The organism is Bacterioplanoides sp. (assembly GCF_965226395.1).
Lineage (GTDB): Bacteria > Pseudomonadota > Gammaproteobacteria > Pseudomonadales > Oceanobacteraceae > Bacterioplanoides.
The window spans coordinates 3,181,418-3,198,010 of record NZ_OZ245358.1 but is presented as its reverse complement, the minus strand read 5'-3'; the positions used below and the strand labels follow the sequence as shown (position 1 = coordinate 3,198,010).

General features: G+C 46.8%; 16 protein-coding genes. 11 read left to right on the top strand and 5 right to left on the bottom strand.

Features of this window, described 5'->3' with window-relative positions; translation table 11 throughout:
- The first annotated feature begins 41 nt into the window (after nt 1-41).
- The 7 genes from ACO05E_RS14590 to ACO05E_RS14560 all read left to right on the top strand — a co-directional run bounded on the left by ACO05E_RS14590 (nt 42) and on the right by ACO05E_RS14560 (nt 7,950).
- The gene (locus tag ACO05E_RS14590) at nt 42-485 is read left to right on the top strand and encodes a MerC domain-containing protein (protein WP_419810226.1); all 444 of its coding nucleotides are present in this window, start codon (nt 42-44) and stop codon (nt 483-485) included.
- Nucleotides 478-1,137 (top strand): DUF1826 domain-containing protein, encoded by a 660-nt coding sequence (locus tag ACO05E_RS14585; RefSeq protein ID WP_419810225.1) that lies wholly within the window; start codon nt 478-480, stop codon nt 1,135-1,137. Before ACO05E_RS14590 ends, ACO05E_RS14585 begins: the two co-directional genes overlap by 8 nt.
- Nucleotide 1,138: 1 nt before the next feature.
- A complete protein-coding gene (locus tag ACO05E_RS14580) occupies nt 1,139-1,681 on the top strand; it encodes a ZrgA family zinc uptake protein (protein ID WP_419810224.1) in 543 nt (180 codons plus the stop codon).
- Nucleotides 1,682-1,774: 93 nt separating this feature from the next.
- Nucleotides 1,775-2,140, top strand: a complete 366-nt coding sequence (gene hisI / locus ACO05E_RS14575; protein WP_419810223.1) for a phosphoribosyl-AMP cyclohydrolase — start codon at nt 1,775-1,777, stop codon at nt 2,138-2,140.
- 34 nt (nt 2,141-2,174) lie between these two features.
- A complete protein-coding gene (gene folE2 / locus ACO05E_RS14570; protein ID WP_419810222.1) occupies nt 2,175-3,146 on the top strand; it encodes a GTP cyclohydrolase FolE2 in 972 nt (323 codons plus the stop codon).
- A gap of 128 nt (nt 3,147-3,274) precedes the next feature.
- The gene (locus tag ACO05E_RS14565; protein WP_419810221.1) at nt 3,275-3,691 is read left to right on the top strand and encodes a BLUF domain-containing protein; all 417 of its coding nucleotides are present in this window, start codon (nt 3,275-3,277) and stop codon (nt 3,689-3,691) included.
- 2 nt (nt 3,692-3,693) lie between these two features.
- Nucleotides 3,694-7,950: an EAL domain-containing protein gene (locus ACO05E_RS14560; RefSeq protein ID WP_419810220.1), complete on the top strand. Its 4,257-nt coding sequence runs from the start codon at nt 3,694-3,696 to the stop codon at nt 7,948-7,950.
- On the opposite strand, the gene ACO05E_RS14555 is transcribed toward ACO05E_RS14560, so the two are convergent.
- Nucleotides 7,938-8,510, bottom strand: coding sequence for a DUF3299 domain-containing protein (locus ACO05E_RS14555; protein ID WP_419810219.1), 573 nt, complete (start codon nt 8,508-8,510; stop codon nt 7,938-7,940). The two genes, ACO05E_RS14560 and ACO05E_RS14555, sit on opposite strands and share 13 nt — an antisense overlap.
- Before the next feature lie 81 nt (nt 8,511-8,591).
- On the opposite strand from ACO05E_RS14555, the gene ACO05E_RS14550 reads away from it, so the two are divergent.
- The gene (locus tag ACO05E_RS14550) at nt 8,592-9,269 is read left to right on the top strand and encodes an ABC transporter ATP-binding protein (RefSeq protein ID WP_419810218.1); all 678 of its coding nucleotides are present in this window, start codon (nt 8,592-8,594) and stop codon (nt 9,267-9,269) included.
- Nucleotides 9,269-10,468, top strand: coding sequence for an ABC transporter permease (locus ACO05E_RS14545; protein WP_419810217.1), 1,200 nt, complete (start codon nt 9,269-9,271; stop codon nt 10,466-10,468). The genes ACO05E_RS14550 and ACO05E_RS14545 overlap by 1 nt, the downstream gene beginning before the upstream one ends.
- 15 nt (nt 10,469-10,483) lie before the next feature.
- Here ACO05E_RS14545 and ACO05E_RS14540 read toward each other — a convergent pair whose 3' ends face one another.
- The 4 genes from ACO05E_RS14540 to ACO05E_RS14525 all read right to left on the bottom strand — a co-directional run bounded on the left by ACO05E_RS14540 (nt 10,484) and on the right by ACO05E_RS14525 (nt 14,294).
- Complete coding sequence (locus ACO05E_RS14540; RefSeq protein WP_419810216.1) at nt 10,484-10,810, bottom strand: type II toxin-antitoxin system RelE/ParE family toxin; 327 nt, start codon at nt 10,808-10,810, stop codon at nt 10,484-10,486.
- Nucleotides 10,785-11,015 carry a TA system antitoxin ParD family protein gene (locus ACO05E_RS14535; protein WP_419810215.1) on the bottom strand — a complete coding sequence of 77 codons (231 nt, stop codon included), beginning with the start codon at nt 11,013-11,015 and terminating at the stop codon, nt 10,785-10,787. Before ACO05E_RS14535 ends, ACO05E_RS14540 begins: the two co-directional genes overlap by 26 nt.
- 185 nt (nt 11,016-11,200) lie before the next feature.
- Entirely contained in the window at nt 11,201-12,637 is a 1,437-nt protein-coding gene (locus ACO05E_RS14530; RefSeq protein ID WP_419810214.1) for an aldehyde dehydrogenase family protein, read from the bottom strand.
- 16 nt (nt 12,638-12,653) lie between these two features.
- Nucleotides 12,654-14,294, bottom strand: a complete 1,641-nt coding sequence (locus ACO05E_RS14525; RefSeq protein ID WP_419810213.1) for an acetolactate synthase large subunit — start codon at nt 14,292-14,294, stop codon at nt 12,654-12,656.
- A gap of 220 nt (nt 14,295-14,514) precedes the next feature.
- Here ACO05E_RS14525 and yghU point away from each other — a divergent pair, with 220 nt between their 5' ends.
- Complete coding sequence (yghU, locus tag ACO05E_RS14520; protein WP_419810212.1) at nt 14,515-15,348, top strand: glutathione-dependent disulfide-bond oxidoreductase; 834 nt, start codon at nt 14,515-14,517, stop codon at nt 15,346-15,348.
- Nucleotides 15,349-15,666: 318 nt separating this feature from the next.
- Entirely contained in the window at nt 15,667-16,425 is a 759-nt protein-coding gene (locus ACO05E_RS14515) for an SDR family oxidoreductase (protein WP_419810211.1), read from the top strand.
- The last annotated feature ends 168 nt before the right edge of the window (nt 16,426-16,593 follow it).

Here is a 16,593-nt window from a genome sequence, read left to right as displayed (position 1 = left end):
TTGTTACATTATAACATTTCAATATTTTCGGATTTTTACCAATGAACGATATAACCACTCCCAGCATGACGGCTGACATCCTGCCCAAGGCACACGCATCATCCACCAGGAAAGATATGCTGGGCATTGTTTGCTCAAGTCTTTGCCTGGCTCACTGTTTATTGTTGCCGATGTTATTGGCGACCGGAGTACTGGGGTCTGTTGGTGCGTTGCTGGCGAGTGAGCAAGTACACCTGATGTTACTGGTACCCGTTATTTTATTAGCCGCCCTGAGTTTTCCAGCCAGCTATAAACAGCATCATAGCCTTACCCCCATCATCACTGGCAGCCTTGGTTTGCTCTCCTTGCTATTGGCGTTAATTCTGGGTGAAAACTTCGAAGTAACGCTGACCATTATTGGTGCCTTTTTGTTAATTGCGGCGCACCTGAGCAACAGAAGCCTGTTAACTCGCAGCTTGTTAAACAGGAGTTTGACCAATGGCTGAATCTGCAATTGCCTGTAATGTGACCAACGCCTTAAAAGGCAATAGCCCGGATGTGTTGCCGCTTATTTATCAAGACGGTATTAATCTGATTCAGTGGCAACGCCAAAACAATCATCAGGTGCTAGAATATGCTGAGTTTCTGACATCAGACCAGAATCATTTTTCAGTCTTCAAAAGCCGCCTGACAGTCGCAGATACAGCAACGACGTTAACAAGTGAGCTGCCAGATCATCCATATCAGCAAGCGTTAGTCGACGATATCACCGTACTGGTTGATATGTTTTGCACCTTATTTGAATTACCGGCAGCGCTGGCGCGGTTATCGGTATTGGATCGAGCCATGTGCCCGAAATTCCACACCGATAAAGTGCCCTGCCGTCTGGTGACCAGCTTTTGTGGCGCAGGCACAGAGTGGTTAGAGAACCATCAGGTTCGTCGGCATAAAATGGGCCATAACACTCAGGGAAAATCGGATAAAGATGCCGGAGTATTTATTCATTCGCGGTTTATTCAAACAGTGGCTACGCAGGATGTGGTGTTATTAAAAGGTGAGGCCTGGGAAGGCAACGAAGAGAATGGTGCAGTACATCGCTCTCCCATGCCAAAGGCGGGTGAAAGCCGTTTATTACTGACTCTGGATTTTTCTGACTGATATGAAAAACTGTGCTCTATTCAGTATTTTAGCAACTTCTGCCTGCATGTTAATGACACTGGCGACACCTGCAGTATTGGCCGGAACACATCAGCATAAAGCCCATGTGCATGGCGAAGCTAATCTTAATATCGTGATCGATCAGAATAATGTCCTGATCGAATTGGAAAGCCCGGCTGCCAACCTGCTGGGGTTTGAGCATGCTCCACACACAAGCGCTGAAAAACAACAACTGAAAGCCACTCAATCTCTGCTATCAAAGCCATCCACGTTATTATCCATCACTAATAATCAGTGCCAATCAGTGAATACGGATATTGAGTTGCCGTTTTCGGATCACGACGATCATCATTCAGATCACAGCGAAATTCACGCTGAGTACACCCTGCAATGCCAATCTGACAAAGCGATCACCCAGCTGAATATTCGGCTATTTTCTCATTTTCCTGATATGCAAAAACTCACCATAATGTGGATTAAAAATAGCCAACAAGGCTCCATCACCTTAACGCCCGACGACCATCAAATAATACTGCCAAAATAAATACCAAAATAACGTCGCCGAATTATGAGCAAAGCATTTTTTAAACAGATTGAGTATTCAGAAAAAGGCAGCCGTTTTCCTGCGGCGGATATAATGAATCAGCTCAGTTTTAACGAGCAGAACCTGATTCCGGTGATTACCCAGGAAGCAAAAACCGGTCAGGTCTTAATGATGGCCTGGATGAGTCCGGAATCACTGCAAATATCACTCGACAGCGGATTAATGACCTATTGGTCACGTTCCCGAAACACGCTTTGGAAAAAAGGCGAAAGCAGCGGTCACCTGCAGCGTATCGTTGCGATGCAAGTCGATTGTGACGGCGATGCCTTACTGTTTAAAGTGAATCAGACTGGGGCTGCTTGCCATACCGGACGCAAACATTGTTTCTATTTTTCGTTAGATGCTTCTCAGCCTGAAAAACCGGCGTTTGTGATAACAGAAAATCCATCCTTGTTTTAAAACTCACCCATTAAAATCGATATTTTAAATTTTTATGTTCCTACATTCTGAAGTCGTTAAATCAGCCAGCACACTATCGGATGTGGCCAGCACTCAAACAACACCGATTGCTTTGTCACTGAACTGGGTGGGCATGGATCAGATTGATGTACCGGTTAACCTCACCATTCATTCCGGACAAAATGCTGCTGTTAATGCCAAAGTGAATTGCTACGTCAGCCTGGATAACGAACAGGCCAAAGGCATTCATATGTCGCGCCTGTATCGCTTGCTGAACCGGTATGCTCAACAACATAGCCTGACACCGGAAATTACCACGCGCTTACTGGACGATATGATTCTCAGCCATCAACAACTGAGTTGTGATGCCAGCTTCAGTATGAGCTTCGATTTACCCTTAAACCGTCCTGCTCTGCTGAGTGACAACAGTGGCTGGAAAAGCTACCCGGTCGAAATCGTTTGTCAGCAAAAAGAAGGGGTAACCACCAGCGAGCTTAAAATCACGGTTCCCTATTCCAGCACCTGCCCGTGCTCGGCGTCTCTGTCGCGCCAACTGTTGGCTGATAAAATTCGCCAGCATTTTTCTAACCACTCAGAGCACAATCAAGTGGATTTAGGCCAGCTGACACGCTGGATTGAAAGCAGTGAAGGCTCGGTTGCAACACCCCACAGCCAACGCTCTTACGCCTATATCAAGGTTCGCTTTCAGCAGTCACACTACTTCCCGATCGTTGAAATCATCAATGCGGTTGAACACGCGTTAAAAACACCGGTACAAACGGCAGTGAAACGGGAAGATGAGCAGGAGTTTGCCCGCCTGAACGGCACTAATCTGATGTTTTGTGAGGATGCTGCACGTCGGTTAAAACAAACCTTTATGCAACAGCAATATATCTCAGACTATTGGCTGAAAGTTGAACACCAGGAGAGTCTGCATCCTCACAATGCCGTCGCCATTGCGGTGGCGGATGTACCGGGCGGCTTTCAGCCACACAGTCGTTTCTGAGTCACTTTGAAGCCCATTTGAAGAAAATTGTCCTGAATTAGCCATAATTCCCGCCATTCTGGTATCTCATTTGCCCTGCGACTACAATCATCCAATAATGGATTATTCGCAGAGCAATGAGGACGTGCATGTTTCACCATATTATCTACCTGTCGACCGCGACTGAGCTATTCAAGCGTGAGCAGCTCACGGCGATGTTGGAACAAGCGCGGCGCAATAATGCGAAAGATGGCATTACCGGACTGCTGCTCTACAAAGACAAATCCTTTATCCAGCTGATTGAAGGGCCAGAAGCGGCGGTTGATGCGCGATTCAACAAGATTCAGGCCGATCGCCGCCACTACAATATCCGCCTGCTGGACAAAACCGAAAAGCCACACCGCACCTTTAAAGAATGGCATATGGGGTTTTTCGACATAATGAAGGAAAGCCCAAAACCAGAAGGCTTTGTTGATTATTTTGCGCCCGGGGCGAGTCTTGATGCTCTGATTGATACACCCGATCAGGCCTTGCAGCTACTGTCCTATTTCCGCTCAAGGAGCTAAGGATGAAAGAACACGCTAACGACCCGGGCAAAGATACTCATTTTGCTGGCGATAACACACCCTTTGTTATTGGTATTGGCGCTTCCGCCGGCGGAATTTCAGCCTGCCGTGAGTTTCTCAGGCAACTTAGCCACGATAGCGACAGCCTTAGCCACAATCCCATCAGCAGCCAGGCCTGTTTTATTGTCTGCCAGCATATCTCACCGCATCATGACAGTAAGCTCACGGAAATTCTGGCAAAAGATACTTCACTGGCCGTGAAGACCATTGAGCATAATCAGCCGATACAAAGTGGCCATCTGTTTATCGCTCCGCCCAATGCTGATATTGAACTAAAAGATAATAAATTCTTTATCACCGAACCCCATGAAGGCCCTTACGCCAAACCCAATATCAATAAATTCTTTTTATCTCTGGCGGAAAACTCAGGCGAAAAAGCCGTAGCAGTTGTGCTGTCGGGTACCGGTTCAGATGGCTCAGAAGGGATCGCTTCTATTCGCAATGCCGGTGGTGCCGTGCTGGTTCAGGATCCGGAGTCGTCGGATTATGACGGTATGCCCAGAGCGGCCATCGCTACTCATATGGTGGATGTGATTGCGTCACCCGCTGTTATTGCCCAGCAGTTATTTCAATTACTCAACAGTGACACTCAAGCATGGCAAACCAGTGATAGTAAAGACGACTACGACGCGATTTTAAAACTGGTGTCGCAGTCGACCAACATTGATTTCCGGGAGTACAAAACCAACACCATACAACGCCGGTTAAAACGCCGCTTATCTTTAAAAGGTTTATCGACGCTAGCCGAGTATCTGGAATATATTAACAATGATGCCGAAGAAATTCTGGCCTTTACACAGGATGCCTTTATTGTGGTTTCGGAGTTTTATCGTGACCCGGCAGAGTTTGCTCTGTTTCAGCAATATATCCTGAATTTAATCACTCGGCTTGAAAACCCGAAGTTACTGCGTATCTGGGTACCCGGCTGTGCAACCGGTGAAGAAGCTTACACCATTGCGATGATGCTGGAAGATATTCGTAACGAACAAGCCACCAGCTTCGACTATAAAATCTTCGCCACTGACATCTCTCAACGAGCGATTGACCATGCACGCCTGGCTTATTATACCCCGGATAAACTCAACGCTATCCCCGAAGGCTGGTTAGAAAAATATTTCACTGAAGAACGCAGTGATCTTTATCAGGTCAGGCGCCTTGTCCGGGATCGGGTGGTCTTATCCGTTCATAATATTTTGTCAGACCCTCCGTTCTCACGGCTAAATATTATTTCCTGCCGCAATTTACTGATCTACTTTGATTCCGGTCTACAAGATAAAATCACTCGTTTATTCAATTACTCACTGGTGTCAGAGCAGAGTTTATTATTTATTGGTAAGTCTGAAAGCATCACCAATCAGGAATTTTTTAAGCAGTCGGATCAATCCAGCCGTATTTTTACCAAAAAGAATATTGCCAACAGCAGTGCATTAATAGCGGGCTTCAGCCTGGGAAAACCTGACCTGACACCAGTTCCAGCTGCTGCTAGCAGAAAGTCGGATGATATTGAGCGCTCAATCCTGCTGTCTCTGAATCAGACTTTCACCCCGGCCTCAGTGGTACTCGATAGTAATAATCGCATGGTCTACGCCCATGGCGATTATCTGAACCTGATGTCGGGTAAGAGCGGCATGATTAACACCAACTTTTTTGACATGGTGCACCCCGATTATCGCTCTACCTGTCGTTCTCTGATCTACCGGGTTCAGCTGACGGGAGAACCAGCCAGCAGCAGCCGTTTTCAGGCGAATCACAATGGCAACCCGGTCACCTTGCAGCTGTTTGTGCAGCCCTTGGTCATTGATAACGAGCCACTTTATTGCATTGGCTACACTCTGCCATCGTCCGCTGCTCCAACTGAAACAGCAACGTCATATCCGCCTAATGGTGATATGGGCAATGCGATGCGTGAGATTGAAAATGAGCTGGACACAACCCGGGAAAACCTGCAAACCGTTATTGAAGAACTGGAGGCCTCCAACGAACAGCTGCAGTATTACAACGAAGAGCTGCAATCGACTAATGAGGAATATCAAAGTACCAATGAGGAGCTGCAGACGGTTAACGAAGAGCTGCAATCAACCAACGAAGAACTGATTACCATTAACGAAGAGTATTCGGTTAAAGCATTAGAACAATCCAAACTCTCCAGTGATCTGGCGAATATTCAGGAATCTCTGGATATTCCTTTTTTATTAATTAACAAAGATTACCGGATTGAACGATTTACCCGCAGTTGTGATGAGCTGTTTGATACTAAAAAAATCAAACTGGATGACCTGATTTATGCCATTGGCTGGTACGAAGAGTTTCCGTATCTGAAATCTCTGATCACTAAAGCCGAGCAAGAGCGAAAAACCCAGCGCTATGACCTGAAGTTTGGTCAAAGTGCCTATCAGTGTCAGGTTTCTCCCTATATTAATTCCAGTGACCAGTTTGATGGTTTTACAGTTATTTTTTACAACACCACAGCATTTGAGCACTCTCAATCTGAACTGCGACTGGAAAAATTCAAAGCCCAACAAACATTGGAGCTGGTGTTAGAGGGGGTAATTCGTCTGGATGAATCCGGAAATATTGAGTTTATCAACCACGCAGCACTGGCTCTGATGCACAGGGATTATCAGGATACGATCGGTCAACCCATTGATAAACGCCTTCACTTACAGAGTGATGATGGCGAACCCGTTAATATCAATAGCATTATTCAGCAGTGTGCCGTTGATGGCATTCCATATAACGACAAAGCTGCGCCCCTTATTCTTAAAAACCAGCTGGGTGATTCCATTTTTATTGAGCTATCGGTTGTGCCTATCAGCCTGTCCGAGCATCAAAGTGGCAGCATCATCAGCCTGAGGGATATCAGTGACAAATACGCTCAGATTCAGCATTTAAAATGGCAAAGTATGCACGATTCACTGACGGGACTGGTGAACCGAAGCGAAATGCAAACCCGTATTGAACGTTGCATACTGGCTTCCAAGCGCGATGGCAGCGAATCCTCCCTGATGTATCTCGATCTCGATCAGTTTAAAGTAATTAATGATACCTGTGGCCATGCTGCCGGCGATCAGCTTCTTACCCAACTCTCTCATGTGATGGAGGAAATGTTACGCTCACGCGATACTCTGGCCCGTTTAGGGGGTGACGAGTTTGCTGTGCTGCTGGATCGCTGCCCAATCATTGATGCAGAAAAAATTGCCCGTAAAATTCAGCAAAAAATATCTGATTATCGTTTCACCTGGAAAGATAAAGTATTCCGGGTTGGCGTCAGCATTGGCATTGTCAGGATTAATAAAGACATCTGTACCGTTGCCGAAGTATTAAGTGATGCCGATGCCGCCTGTTATGCCGCTAAAGATCAGGGCCGCAATACCATTCAGATTCATAGCCAGGATAATGAGGTTATCGAACAGCAACGTTCACAAATGCGCAGCATTGCTGATATTAATGCCGCCATTGAGAACCACAATTTCCGTTTATATTTCCATCAGATTCGTGATGTTAAAACAGCTCAGATACGGTCGTGGGAAGTGCTGTTACGGATGCAGGGAAAAGACAACAACCTCTTAGTGCCGGATTTATTTTTACCCGCCGCTGAGCGTTTTGGTTTAATAAACCGGATAGACGGCTGGGTGTTTGAAAACACCATCAAACAGCTTAATCAGTTATTTTCAGATAAAGCCTTTAGTGAATACCCTAAAATCAGCATTAATCTGTCTGCGCATACAATCACTGACCTCGAGTATCTGGAACTGTTTGAAACCATAACCACTCAGTATCAATTTCCCAACAGTCATATCTGGTTTGAAATCACCGAAACAGCCGCTGTCAGTAATATGATTACAGCACAGATGTTTATGAAAAAAGCCAAATCACTGGGCTTTAATTTTTCACTGGATGACTTTGGTACAGGCATGAGCTCGCTGTCGTACCTGCGTGAGCTACCCATTGATGCGGTAAAAATCGATATGTCGTTCCTGAAAAACATTACCCGGGATTCGGTTAACCGGGAAATTGTGCGCTCGGTCAAAGAGGTTTCACATCTGCTTAATTTAACGGTTATTGCAGAAGGCGTTGAATCTCAGGAACAGTTAAACTGCCTCAAAGATCTGGGCATTGATGCCTTTCAGGGGTATTTAATGGGTAAACCAATGCCTTATGAAGAGTTTGCCTCTCTTAAGCCGGCTCACTCTTCATAATAAGGCGTAACGGTGTCTACAGTGATTGAATACGCTGCGGTGGCTGTTTCATTGGTTACTGCTTGGGTCGACATCTTTCCTTCAATCCAGAAAGCATCCATCAGCGAATACAACTCGACCCCCTGCTCCATGCTGGCGTAAACAATCTGATTCGGCGGCGGCGGTGGTAAATGCATACAAGCGCCAAAAAAAGGCACCAGAAAGAACTCAGTAACATGTTGTTGGTCGTTAAATTCCAGCGGTACGATAAATCCGGGAATACGGATGTTTTTATCATGATATTCCGCTTTTACCTTACTGGAAGTCAGCGCTTTTTCATACGCCGATAACTCACGATTTGGGTCCAGTGTTAATGCAAGCTTGCTACTGATGGCATCAGCTAACCCGCCTTCATCACTGCTGATAATCTGCTCGGGCGGATTTTGCAAAATCTTAAGGTCATCCTCGGGAATCAGGTCCAGCCATTCTACTAATTGGTAGTTTTCTGGCAGATCGTCTGCGGCCAGTGCACCCTGACCAGCACAGGTCAATAAAAAAAACAGCAGCCATAATCGCCACATACGTCACCTTTCTGAAAGATACATATTCCAACAACCAACAATGTTATATCATAACCAAAAAATATTCAGAGTTAATGCCTGATGATCAACGTATCTGACCTGACCTTTTCGTATCGGCAAACGCCGGTTCTCAATATACCAGCCTGGCAGGTTCAGCCGGGCGAACGCATTCTGCTGTCCGGAGAGTCAGGCTCAGGTAAGTCAACACTGCTGCATTTGTTAGCCGGTTTAAATCAGCCGGATTCCGGTCAGGTAGAGATTGGTGGGCAAGGGCTGACAGCTATGTCTTCTCGTAAAGTGGATCAGTATCGGGCCAAAAATATCGGTTTTATTTCGCAACGGTTAAACCTGATCCCTTATCTTTCAGTGCTGGATAACGTACTTCTGGCAGCCAAACTCAGTGGCAGTAAAAGCGCTCGCACAGAGCTGATCAAACAGGCCGGCAATTTATTACAGCAAGTCAATCTCGATAGTCACTTGCACCATCAAAAGGCCGAGAATCTGAGCATTGGTCAGCAGCAACGGGTCGCCATCGTCCGGGCGTTCATTCATCAGCCCGTTGTCATGCTCGCCGATGAACCCACCTCTGCTTTGGATAACACTAACCGGGATAGTTTTATGACGTTACTGCATAGTTTATGTCAGCAACACAAGACAACGCTGGTGATGGTCAGCCATGATCTGTCTCTGACGACTGGCTTTGATCACCACCTGGCACTGGCCGACATCAATAAAATCCAACCTAAGCAGGTGCAATAATGTTTTGGCGGGTGGCATTTTTCAGTTTATTACACCGTAAAGGCTCTGCTGTTTTAACCTTATTAGCCGTGGCAATCAGTGTCTTTTCGGTGACTGCGGTTGAGCATCTTCGCCATCAGGCAAAAGCCGGGTTTGCACAAACTGTATCGGGGGTCGATTTAATTGTGGGTGCTCGTGGTGGAGACATTAACTTATTGCTGTATTCGGTCTTTTATATCGGCAATGCCAGCCGTAACATTTCTTATCAAAGCTTTGAAAAAATCCGTGATGCGCGTGAAGTAAAATGGGCCATCCCGTTATCGATGGGCGATTCACATCGCGGCTTTCGGGTGGTGGGGACGCACGCGGATTTGTTTAAACATTTTCGCTATGGTCAAAAACAATCGCTCACATTCACCGCAGGCCAGCCATTTAATAATGCGCACAGTGTGGTGTTGGGTGCTGCGGTTGCACAAAAGCTGAATTATCAGCTGGATGACCAAATCACTATTGCTCATGGTTTAGGCCGCCAGAGCTTCCAGCAACACGATCAATATCCGTTTTCGGTGGTCGGCATCCTGAAAACCACCGGTACACCGGTTGATCAGGCAATTTACGTCAGTCTGGCGGGCCTGGAAGCGGTACATAAACCCGGTGTCACTCATGACCAGGCTGATTCACTCCGGCCAGAAAGTATTACAGCCACTCTTGTTGGTCTTAAATCCCGTTTAAAAACTTTTCAACTTCAACGTCAGATTAATCAATCTGAGCCGGAACCTTTAATGGCCATTTTACCCGGGGTATCACTCAGTCAGCTGTGGGAAAGTATGAATATTATGGAAAATACCCTGCGGATAATTGCCTGGTTAATACTTGCTGCGGCCCTGATGGGCTTAAGCGCATCCTTACTGGCTTCGATGCGGGAGCGACAAAAAGAATTGTTGGTATTGCGAACTCTGGGCGCCAGCCCATGGTTTATCTTCTCACTAATCCAGGCTGAAACCCTGCTGATTACCGCAACCGCGATTGCTATTGCATTGCTGGGATTTACCCTGGCATTAAACGGCACACAAGAGCTGATCGTCGGCTATTTTGGCATTCGTATTGACCCTGACTTTGTAACGGCGGAAGTGGTTAAAACGCTTGGCATTATCGTTGTTGCCAGTTTATTGGTGAGCTTATATCCCGGTTATAAAGCGTATCGGTTATCGCTGGGCTAACCTGCGATGAGTCAATCAGGAATCAAATAATTTTAAATCATGACCGCGCTGTTTTTTCATGCCTTGATAGAAATTTTCATGAGAGCCCAAACTCAGAAGATAAAGCTCTAATCGGTTTTCAATCCAGGAATATCCCAGCAGCACTTGCTGGGCATCAACTTTAAATTTATGAACCCATAAATAAGACAAATCGCCTTTTTTCTGAACGCCGATCGCGGGCTCTGAAATAATCAAATCAATTTGATCTTCAACTTGCTGTAGTTGTGACTCCGGCAGTTTTGCTAACGCTTTAGCAAAACGCCTGGATTCATACACATCAATCTTTTTTTGTTCGTCTGACATAACGTGTAACCAATCCCTGATTTGCTTCCTGAGCGGCTAACAGCGACTCCCTGACAAACTCGTAAGATAAGTCTGGGTTATCAATCATGATTTGCCCGATCTTGGCCCAGTATTCAATTTGCTTCGGCACAGAACGGTTCTCTGCTTCCGCATAAACCTTAGCCTGGGTGACAAAGGTATCATCCAAACGGACGCTAGTAGCCATAAGCCACCTCCAATGAATAACATTAACAAACTCCAGTATGCGACAAAATGTCGCGAAACGCATCGGGTTAATATAAGAAAGTCATAAAAAAGGCGGATCAGACTGTATCTGATCCGCCTTTTTGCTTGGCTTTGCCGACTTTTTATCGACTCTTCTGAGCAGGCAGAGCCGGTTAACAACCGTGCTTAACGATTCTTATCTCGAATCACCAGTAAGCGCAGCTCGGTCATATCTTCCATCGCGAACTTAATGCCTTCACGACCAACGCCCGAGTCTTTCACACCACCGTATGGCATGTTATCAACGCGCCAGCTTGGTACATCACCAATCACCACACCGCCAACTTCCAGTTCATCCCAGGCTTTCTGGATTTTGTAGATGTCTTTGGTGAAAATACCGGCCTGTAGGCCAAATTTACTGTCGTTAACCTGAGCCAGTGCTGCATCAAAGTCGGAGAACGAACTCAGAATCGCAGCCGGACCAAAGGCTTCTTCGGTATTTAACTGAGCGTGCGGTGGCACATTTTCCAGTACAGTTGCCTGTAGCATCGCACCATCCTGCTCACCACCGGCCAGCAAATCACCGCCCAATTCCTGAGCTTCGTCGATCCAGCCTTTTAAGCGATTGGCTTCTGATAAAGAAATCATCGGGCCAATAAAGGTGGCTTCGTCTTTTGGGTCACCCATTTTTAAATCAGCCACTTTTTTAATAAAGTCGGCTTTAAAGCGATCGTATAAAGACTCATGCACCATAATGCGCTGAACGCCGATGCAGCTCTGACCAGACTGGTAGAAAGCACCAAAGATAATGCGTTCGATGGCGTCATCTAAATCATCAGTATCTTCATCAACGATACAGGCTGCGTTACCACCCAGCTCCAGAACAACGGGTTTTTTACCGGCACGGGCTTTTAAGTCCCAGCCGACATCCGGAGAGCCGGTAAAGCTCAGCAGTTTTAAACGATCATCGGTGGTGAATAGATCCGCGCCATCGCGTGAACACGGCAAGATAGAGAAAGCACCTTCCGGCAAATCAGTTTCTGCCAGAATTTCACCAATAATTAACGCACCAATCGGCGTACGGCTGGCCGGTTTCAGAACAAACGGGCAACCAACGGCTAATGCCGGTGCAATTTTGTGAGCGGCCAGATTTAACGGGAAGTTAAAGGGCGAAATAAACGAACATGGACCAATCGGCACACGCTTGTACATGCCGGAGTAACCCCGGGCACGCGGTGCTACTTCCAGATTCATCACTTCACCGTTCATACGCACAGCTTCTTCTGCCGCCACACGGAAGGTATCAATCAAACGCCCGACTTCACCGCGTGCGTCTTTGATTGGCTTACCGGCTTCGATACACAAAGCCAGCGCCATCTCTTCAAAGCGTTCTTCAAAACGCTTCACACAGTGATTCAGAATTGCCTGACGCTCATACGGTGCCATTTTGCGCAGCGCTTCCTGGCTGGCATCGGCCGCCGCAATCGCTTCGTCAATAACCTTGGCATCCGCCAGTGCAACGCGGGTAGCCACATCACCGGAGTATTTATCGGTAACGTCTAAATCTTCGTTGGCATACACGGCTTTGTTTGCCAGATAGTAAGGGTAACTTTTTGCTAGCATATCTCTGCCCTTTTTATTAAACCTTTGCACTCAGAATGCGTAATTGATTATTCAGAATCTCGTCATTCTCGCTGTAATCAATTGGTATATCAATTAAGTGTACGGCATGTTCTTTCATACACTTCTGCATCAGTGGTAACAGCTCATCCGCTGCCTGAATACGGTGACCTTTACCGCCGTAAGATTCAACGTATTTAACGTAATCCGGGTTGCCGTAATCCAGACCAAAGGTTTCAAAATTCATATTGGTTTGTTTCCACTTGATCATGCCATAAGCATCATCACGCAGAATCAGAATAATCAGGTGCTGGTTTAAACGAACCGCGGTTTCCAGTTCCTGGCTGTTCATCATAAAACCACCATCACCACAGATAGCCACCACCGGACGCTCCGGATACACCAGTTTGGAAGCCATCGCCGATGGCAGACCAGCGCCCATGGTCGCTAAGGCGTTATCCAGCAGTACGGTATTTGGCTTTTTCGCCTTGTAGTTACGGGCAAACCAGATTTTATAAACACCGTTATCCAGCGCAATAATGCCATCATCCGGCATCGCTTTGCGGACATCCGCTACCAAACGCTGCGGGTAAATCGGGAAGCGGTCGTCATCACAACCGTGCGGCAGCTCTTTCTCTTCGGCTTTTTTCACTTTGTCGAAGTAGCTGAAGTCCCAGTGTTTTTGCGTTTGTAGCTGTTCTTTAATCGCCCAGATGCTGTTAGCAATATCACCCACCACTTCAACCTGAGGGAAATAAACCGGGTCTACTTCAGCGGCATTGTAGTTAATGTGAATCACTTTCTTATCGTTGTTGCGCATAAAGAACGGTGGCTTTTCAACCACGTCATGGCCAACATTAATAATCAGATCAGCATGCTCGATTGCACGGTGAACAAAGTCACCATCGGACAAGGTGGTATTACCCAGGAATAAATCCTTGGTTTCATCTACTACACCTTTACCCATTTGAGTCGTAACAAACGGAATACCAAAGCTATCCACCAGCTCAGTCAGCATATTGCTCGACATTTTACGGTTAGCACCGGCGCCAATTAACAGCAGCGGAGATTTGGCTAATTCGATCATATCCACCGCATGTTTAATCGCTTTTGGCTCAGCGGTAGGACGACGGATATAACTTTCGGTGATCAGGTTTGGCGAGGTTTCTTCGTCGGCAATATCTTCCGGCAGCTCCAGATGAACCGCTCCCGGGCGCTCAGCACTGGCAATACGAAACGCTTCACGCACCTGAGAGGCAATTCGTTCACCACTCACAATCTGAGCGGTGTATTTGGTAATCGGACGCATCATATCGACCACATCCAACACCTGGAAACGCCCCTGCTTACTGGCTTTAATTGGCTTCTGACCAGTAATCATCAGCATAGGCATCGCACCTAACTGAGCATACGCCGCGGCGGTCACAAAGTTGGTTGCGCCAGGGCCCAGCGTTGACATACACACACCCACTTTACCGGTCAGACGCCCGTAAGTGGCGGCCATAAAACCAGCCGCCTGTTCGTGGCGGGTCAGAATCAGTTTAATCGAGGAGGTTCGTAGTGATTCCAACAGATCCAGGTTTTCTTCACCGGGAATACCAAAGATGTACTCTACACCTTCTTGTTCGAGTGCCTTAACAAATAAATCGGATGCCTTCATTGCGATTTCCATTGTGATATGTGTACCAGCCTTTAGCTGAAAGTTTTTTATAGTATGTCTAACGATAGACCGACTGCGTTCAGAAATACAAAGACCCACATCCAAAAGAAGCGTTCATCGAACGAACTGTTTCATCAGCTTGGACAGTGAAGCGGCAAAATGTCTTTAGTTTCCATACAGCTGGCTTATAGTTTCAGCGACGCAATCACAGGATACAACAATGAGCACCTACACACCTCCTAAAGTCTGGCAGTGGGATCAGGAAAACGGTGGCAAGTTTGCCAAAATTAATCGCCCTGTTTCCGGCGCAACCTTCGACAAAGATCTGCCGGTTGGAGAGCATCCGTTTAACCTCTATTCCGTGGCCACACCCAACGGCGTTAAAGTCACCATTCTGTTCGAAGAACTGCTTGAACTGGGGATTCAGGAGGCTGAATACGATGCCTGGCTGATCAATATTTTTGATGGTGATCAGTTTGGTTCTGGCTTCACGGATATTAATCCAAACTCTAAAATTCCGGCTCTGGTAGATCGCTCCGGCGCCAAGCCTGTACGCATTTTTGAATCTGGGGCAATACTCCTTTATCTCGCTGAAAAGTTTTCTGCATTTGTGCCATCCGATCCCGCCGCCAAAGCGGAGTGTATGTCGTGGTTGTTTTGGCAAATGGGCAGCGCACCGTATCTGGGTGGTGGTTTTGGTCATTTTTATGCTTATGCGCCGGAGAAATTTGAATATCCGATTGATCGTTTCACCATGGAAGTAAAACGCCAGCTCGACGTATTAGATAAACATCTGGCCAACAATACTTACCTGTGTGGTGATGATTACACCATTGCCGATATGGCGGTTTACCCTTGGTACGGCGTGCTGGTTCAGGGGCTGTTATACGATGCCGCTGAATTCCTTGATGTCGGCAGTTATCAGCATGTGAACCGCTGGAGTGATCTGATCAAGCAACGCCCGGCGGTGATTCGCGGTCGTCAGGTAAATCGTGTGTGGGGCACGGAGGACGAGCAGGTTCCTGAGCGTCATTCTGCGGCTGATTTTAAATAGTGCCAGATTATTAGAGTCAGGGCCTGTTAACAGGCCCTGGCCTCGACGCATTTAACTCATAGCACCTTTTCCTGATAATTACCTCAAATACTCAGATTTACCAAAGTCAAGAGCACCATTACTGACGGCTTTTGTCTATACTCCGGCTGCGCCAGACTGATGATACCTGGCCGCTGCTGCCGGTTTTAGCCCTGCCAACTGTAACAAGGCTGGTATTAACAGAACGTTGCAGCAGCGTATTTCAGCGATGTCTTGTTTTGCAGTAAAAAACGGACTGAAAAATGTTTAACCCCTTTACTCAATAACGCGGAGTTCAGTATGAACTTACAAGATAAAGTGATTGCCATTACCGGAGCAGGCCAGGGTTTGGGTCGTTCTATGGCGGTTTATATGGCACAAAAAGGGGCAAGGATTGCCGTGATCGACCTGAGTCAGGAACACATGGATGAAACCAAAGCACAGATTGAAGCGGCTGGTTCCAGCGCTGCAACCTTTGTGTGTAATGTTGCGAATGAACAACAAGTTGAAGAAACCTTCAGTGCGGTTGTTGAACAGATGGGTGGCCTGCACGGGTTAGTCAACAACGCGGGCATCTTACGTGATGGCTTGATGGTGAAAGCCAAAGACGGTGAAATCAGCAAAATGACCCTGCAAAACTGGCAGGCTGTTATTGATGTGAACCTGACGGGTGTATTCCTGTGTGGCCGTGAAGCGGCAGTAAAAATGATTGAGTCCGGTGAAGGCGGCTGCATCATTAATATTTCCAGTATTTCCCGTGCCGGTAATATGGGCCAGAGCAACTACTCTGCAGCTAAAGCGGGTGTGGCGTCACTGGCAACCGTTTGGGCAAAAGAACTGGCTCGGTACAACATCCGCGCCAATGCCATTGCACCGGGCTTCATTGCCACCGAAATGACTGCCGGTATGAAACCAGAAGCACTGGATAAAATGACCGCGGGCATCCCGGCCAAGCGCATGGGTCAGCCAGAGGAAATTGCACACACTGTGGCATACCTGATGGAGAATGATTACGTCTCCGGCCGTGTGGTAGAGGTGGATGGCGGTTTACGCTTGTAATACTTGCTTCACCCTAGCCTTTCAAAAGCCCTCCCAGTGAGGGCTTTTTTGTTACATTTTTCTTTTCTCTTTCTTCCGCTTTTGTTTGTGATTTGAACAACCACACTATTTCAGTAAAAAAATTACGCCTTTAGCTGAACTTTCTTTATCAGGGTCTACTCTATAGGC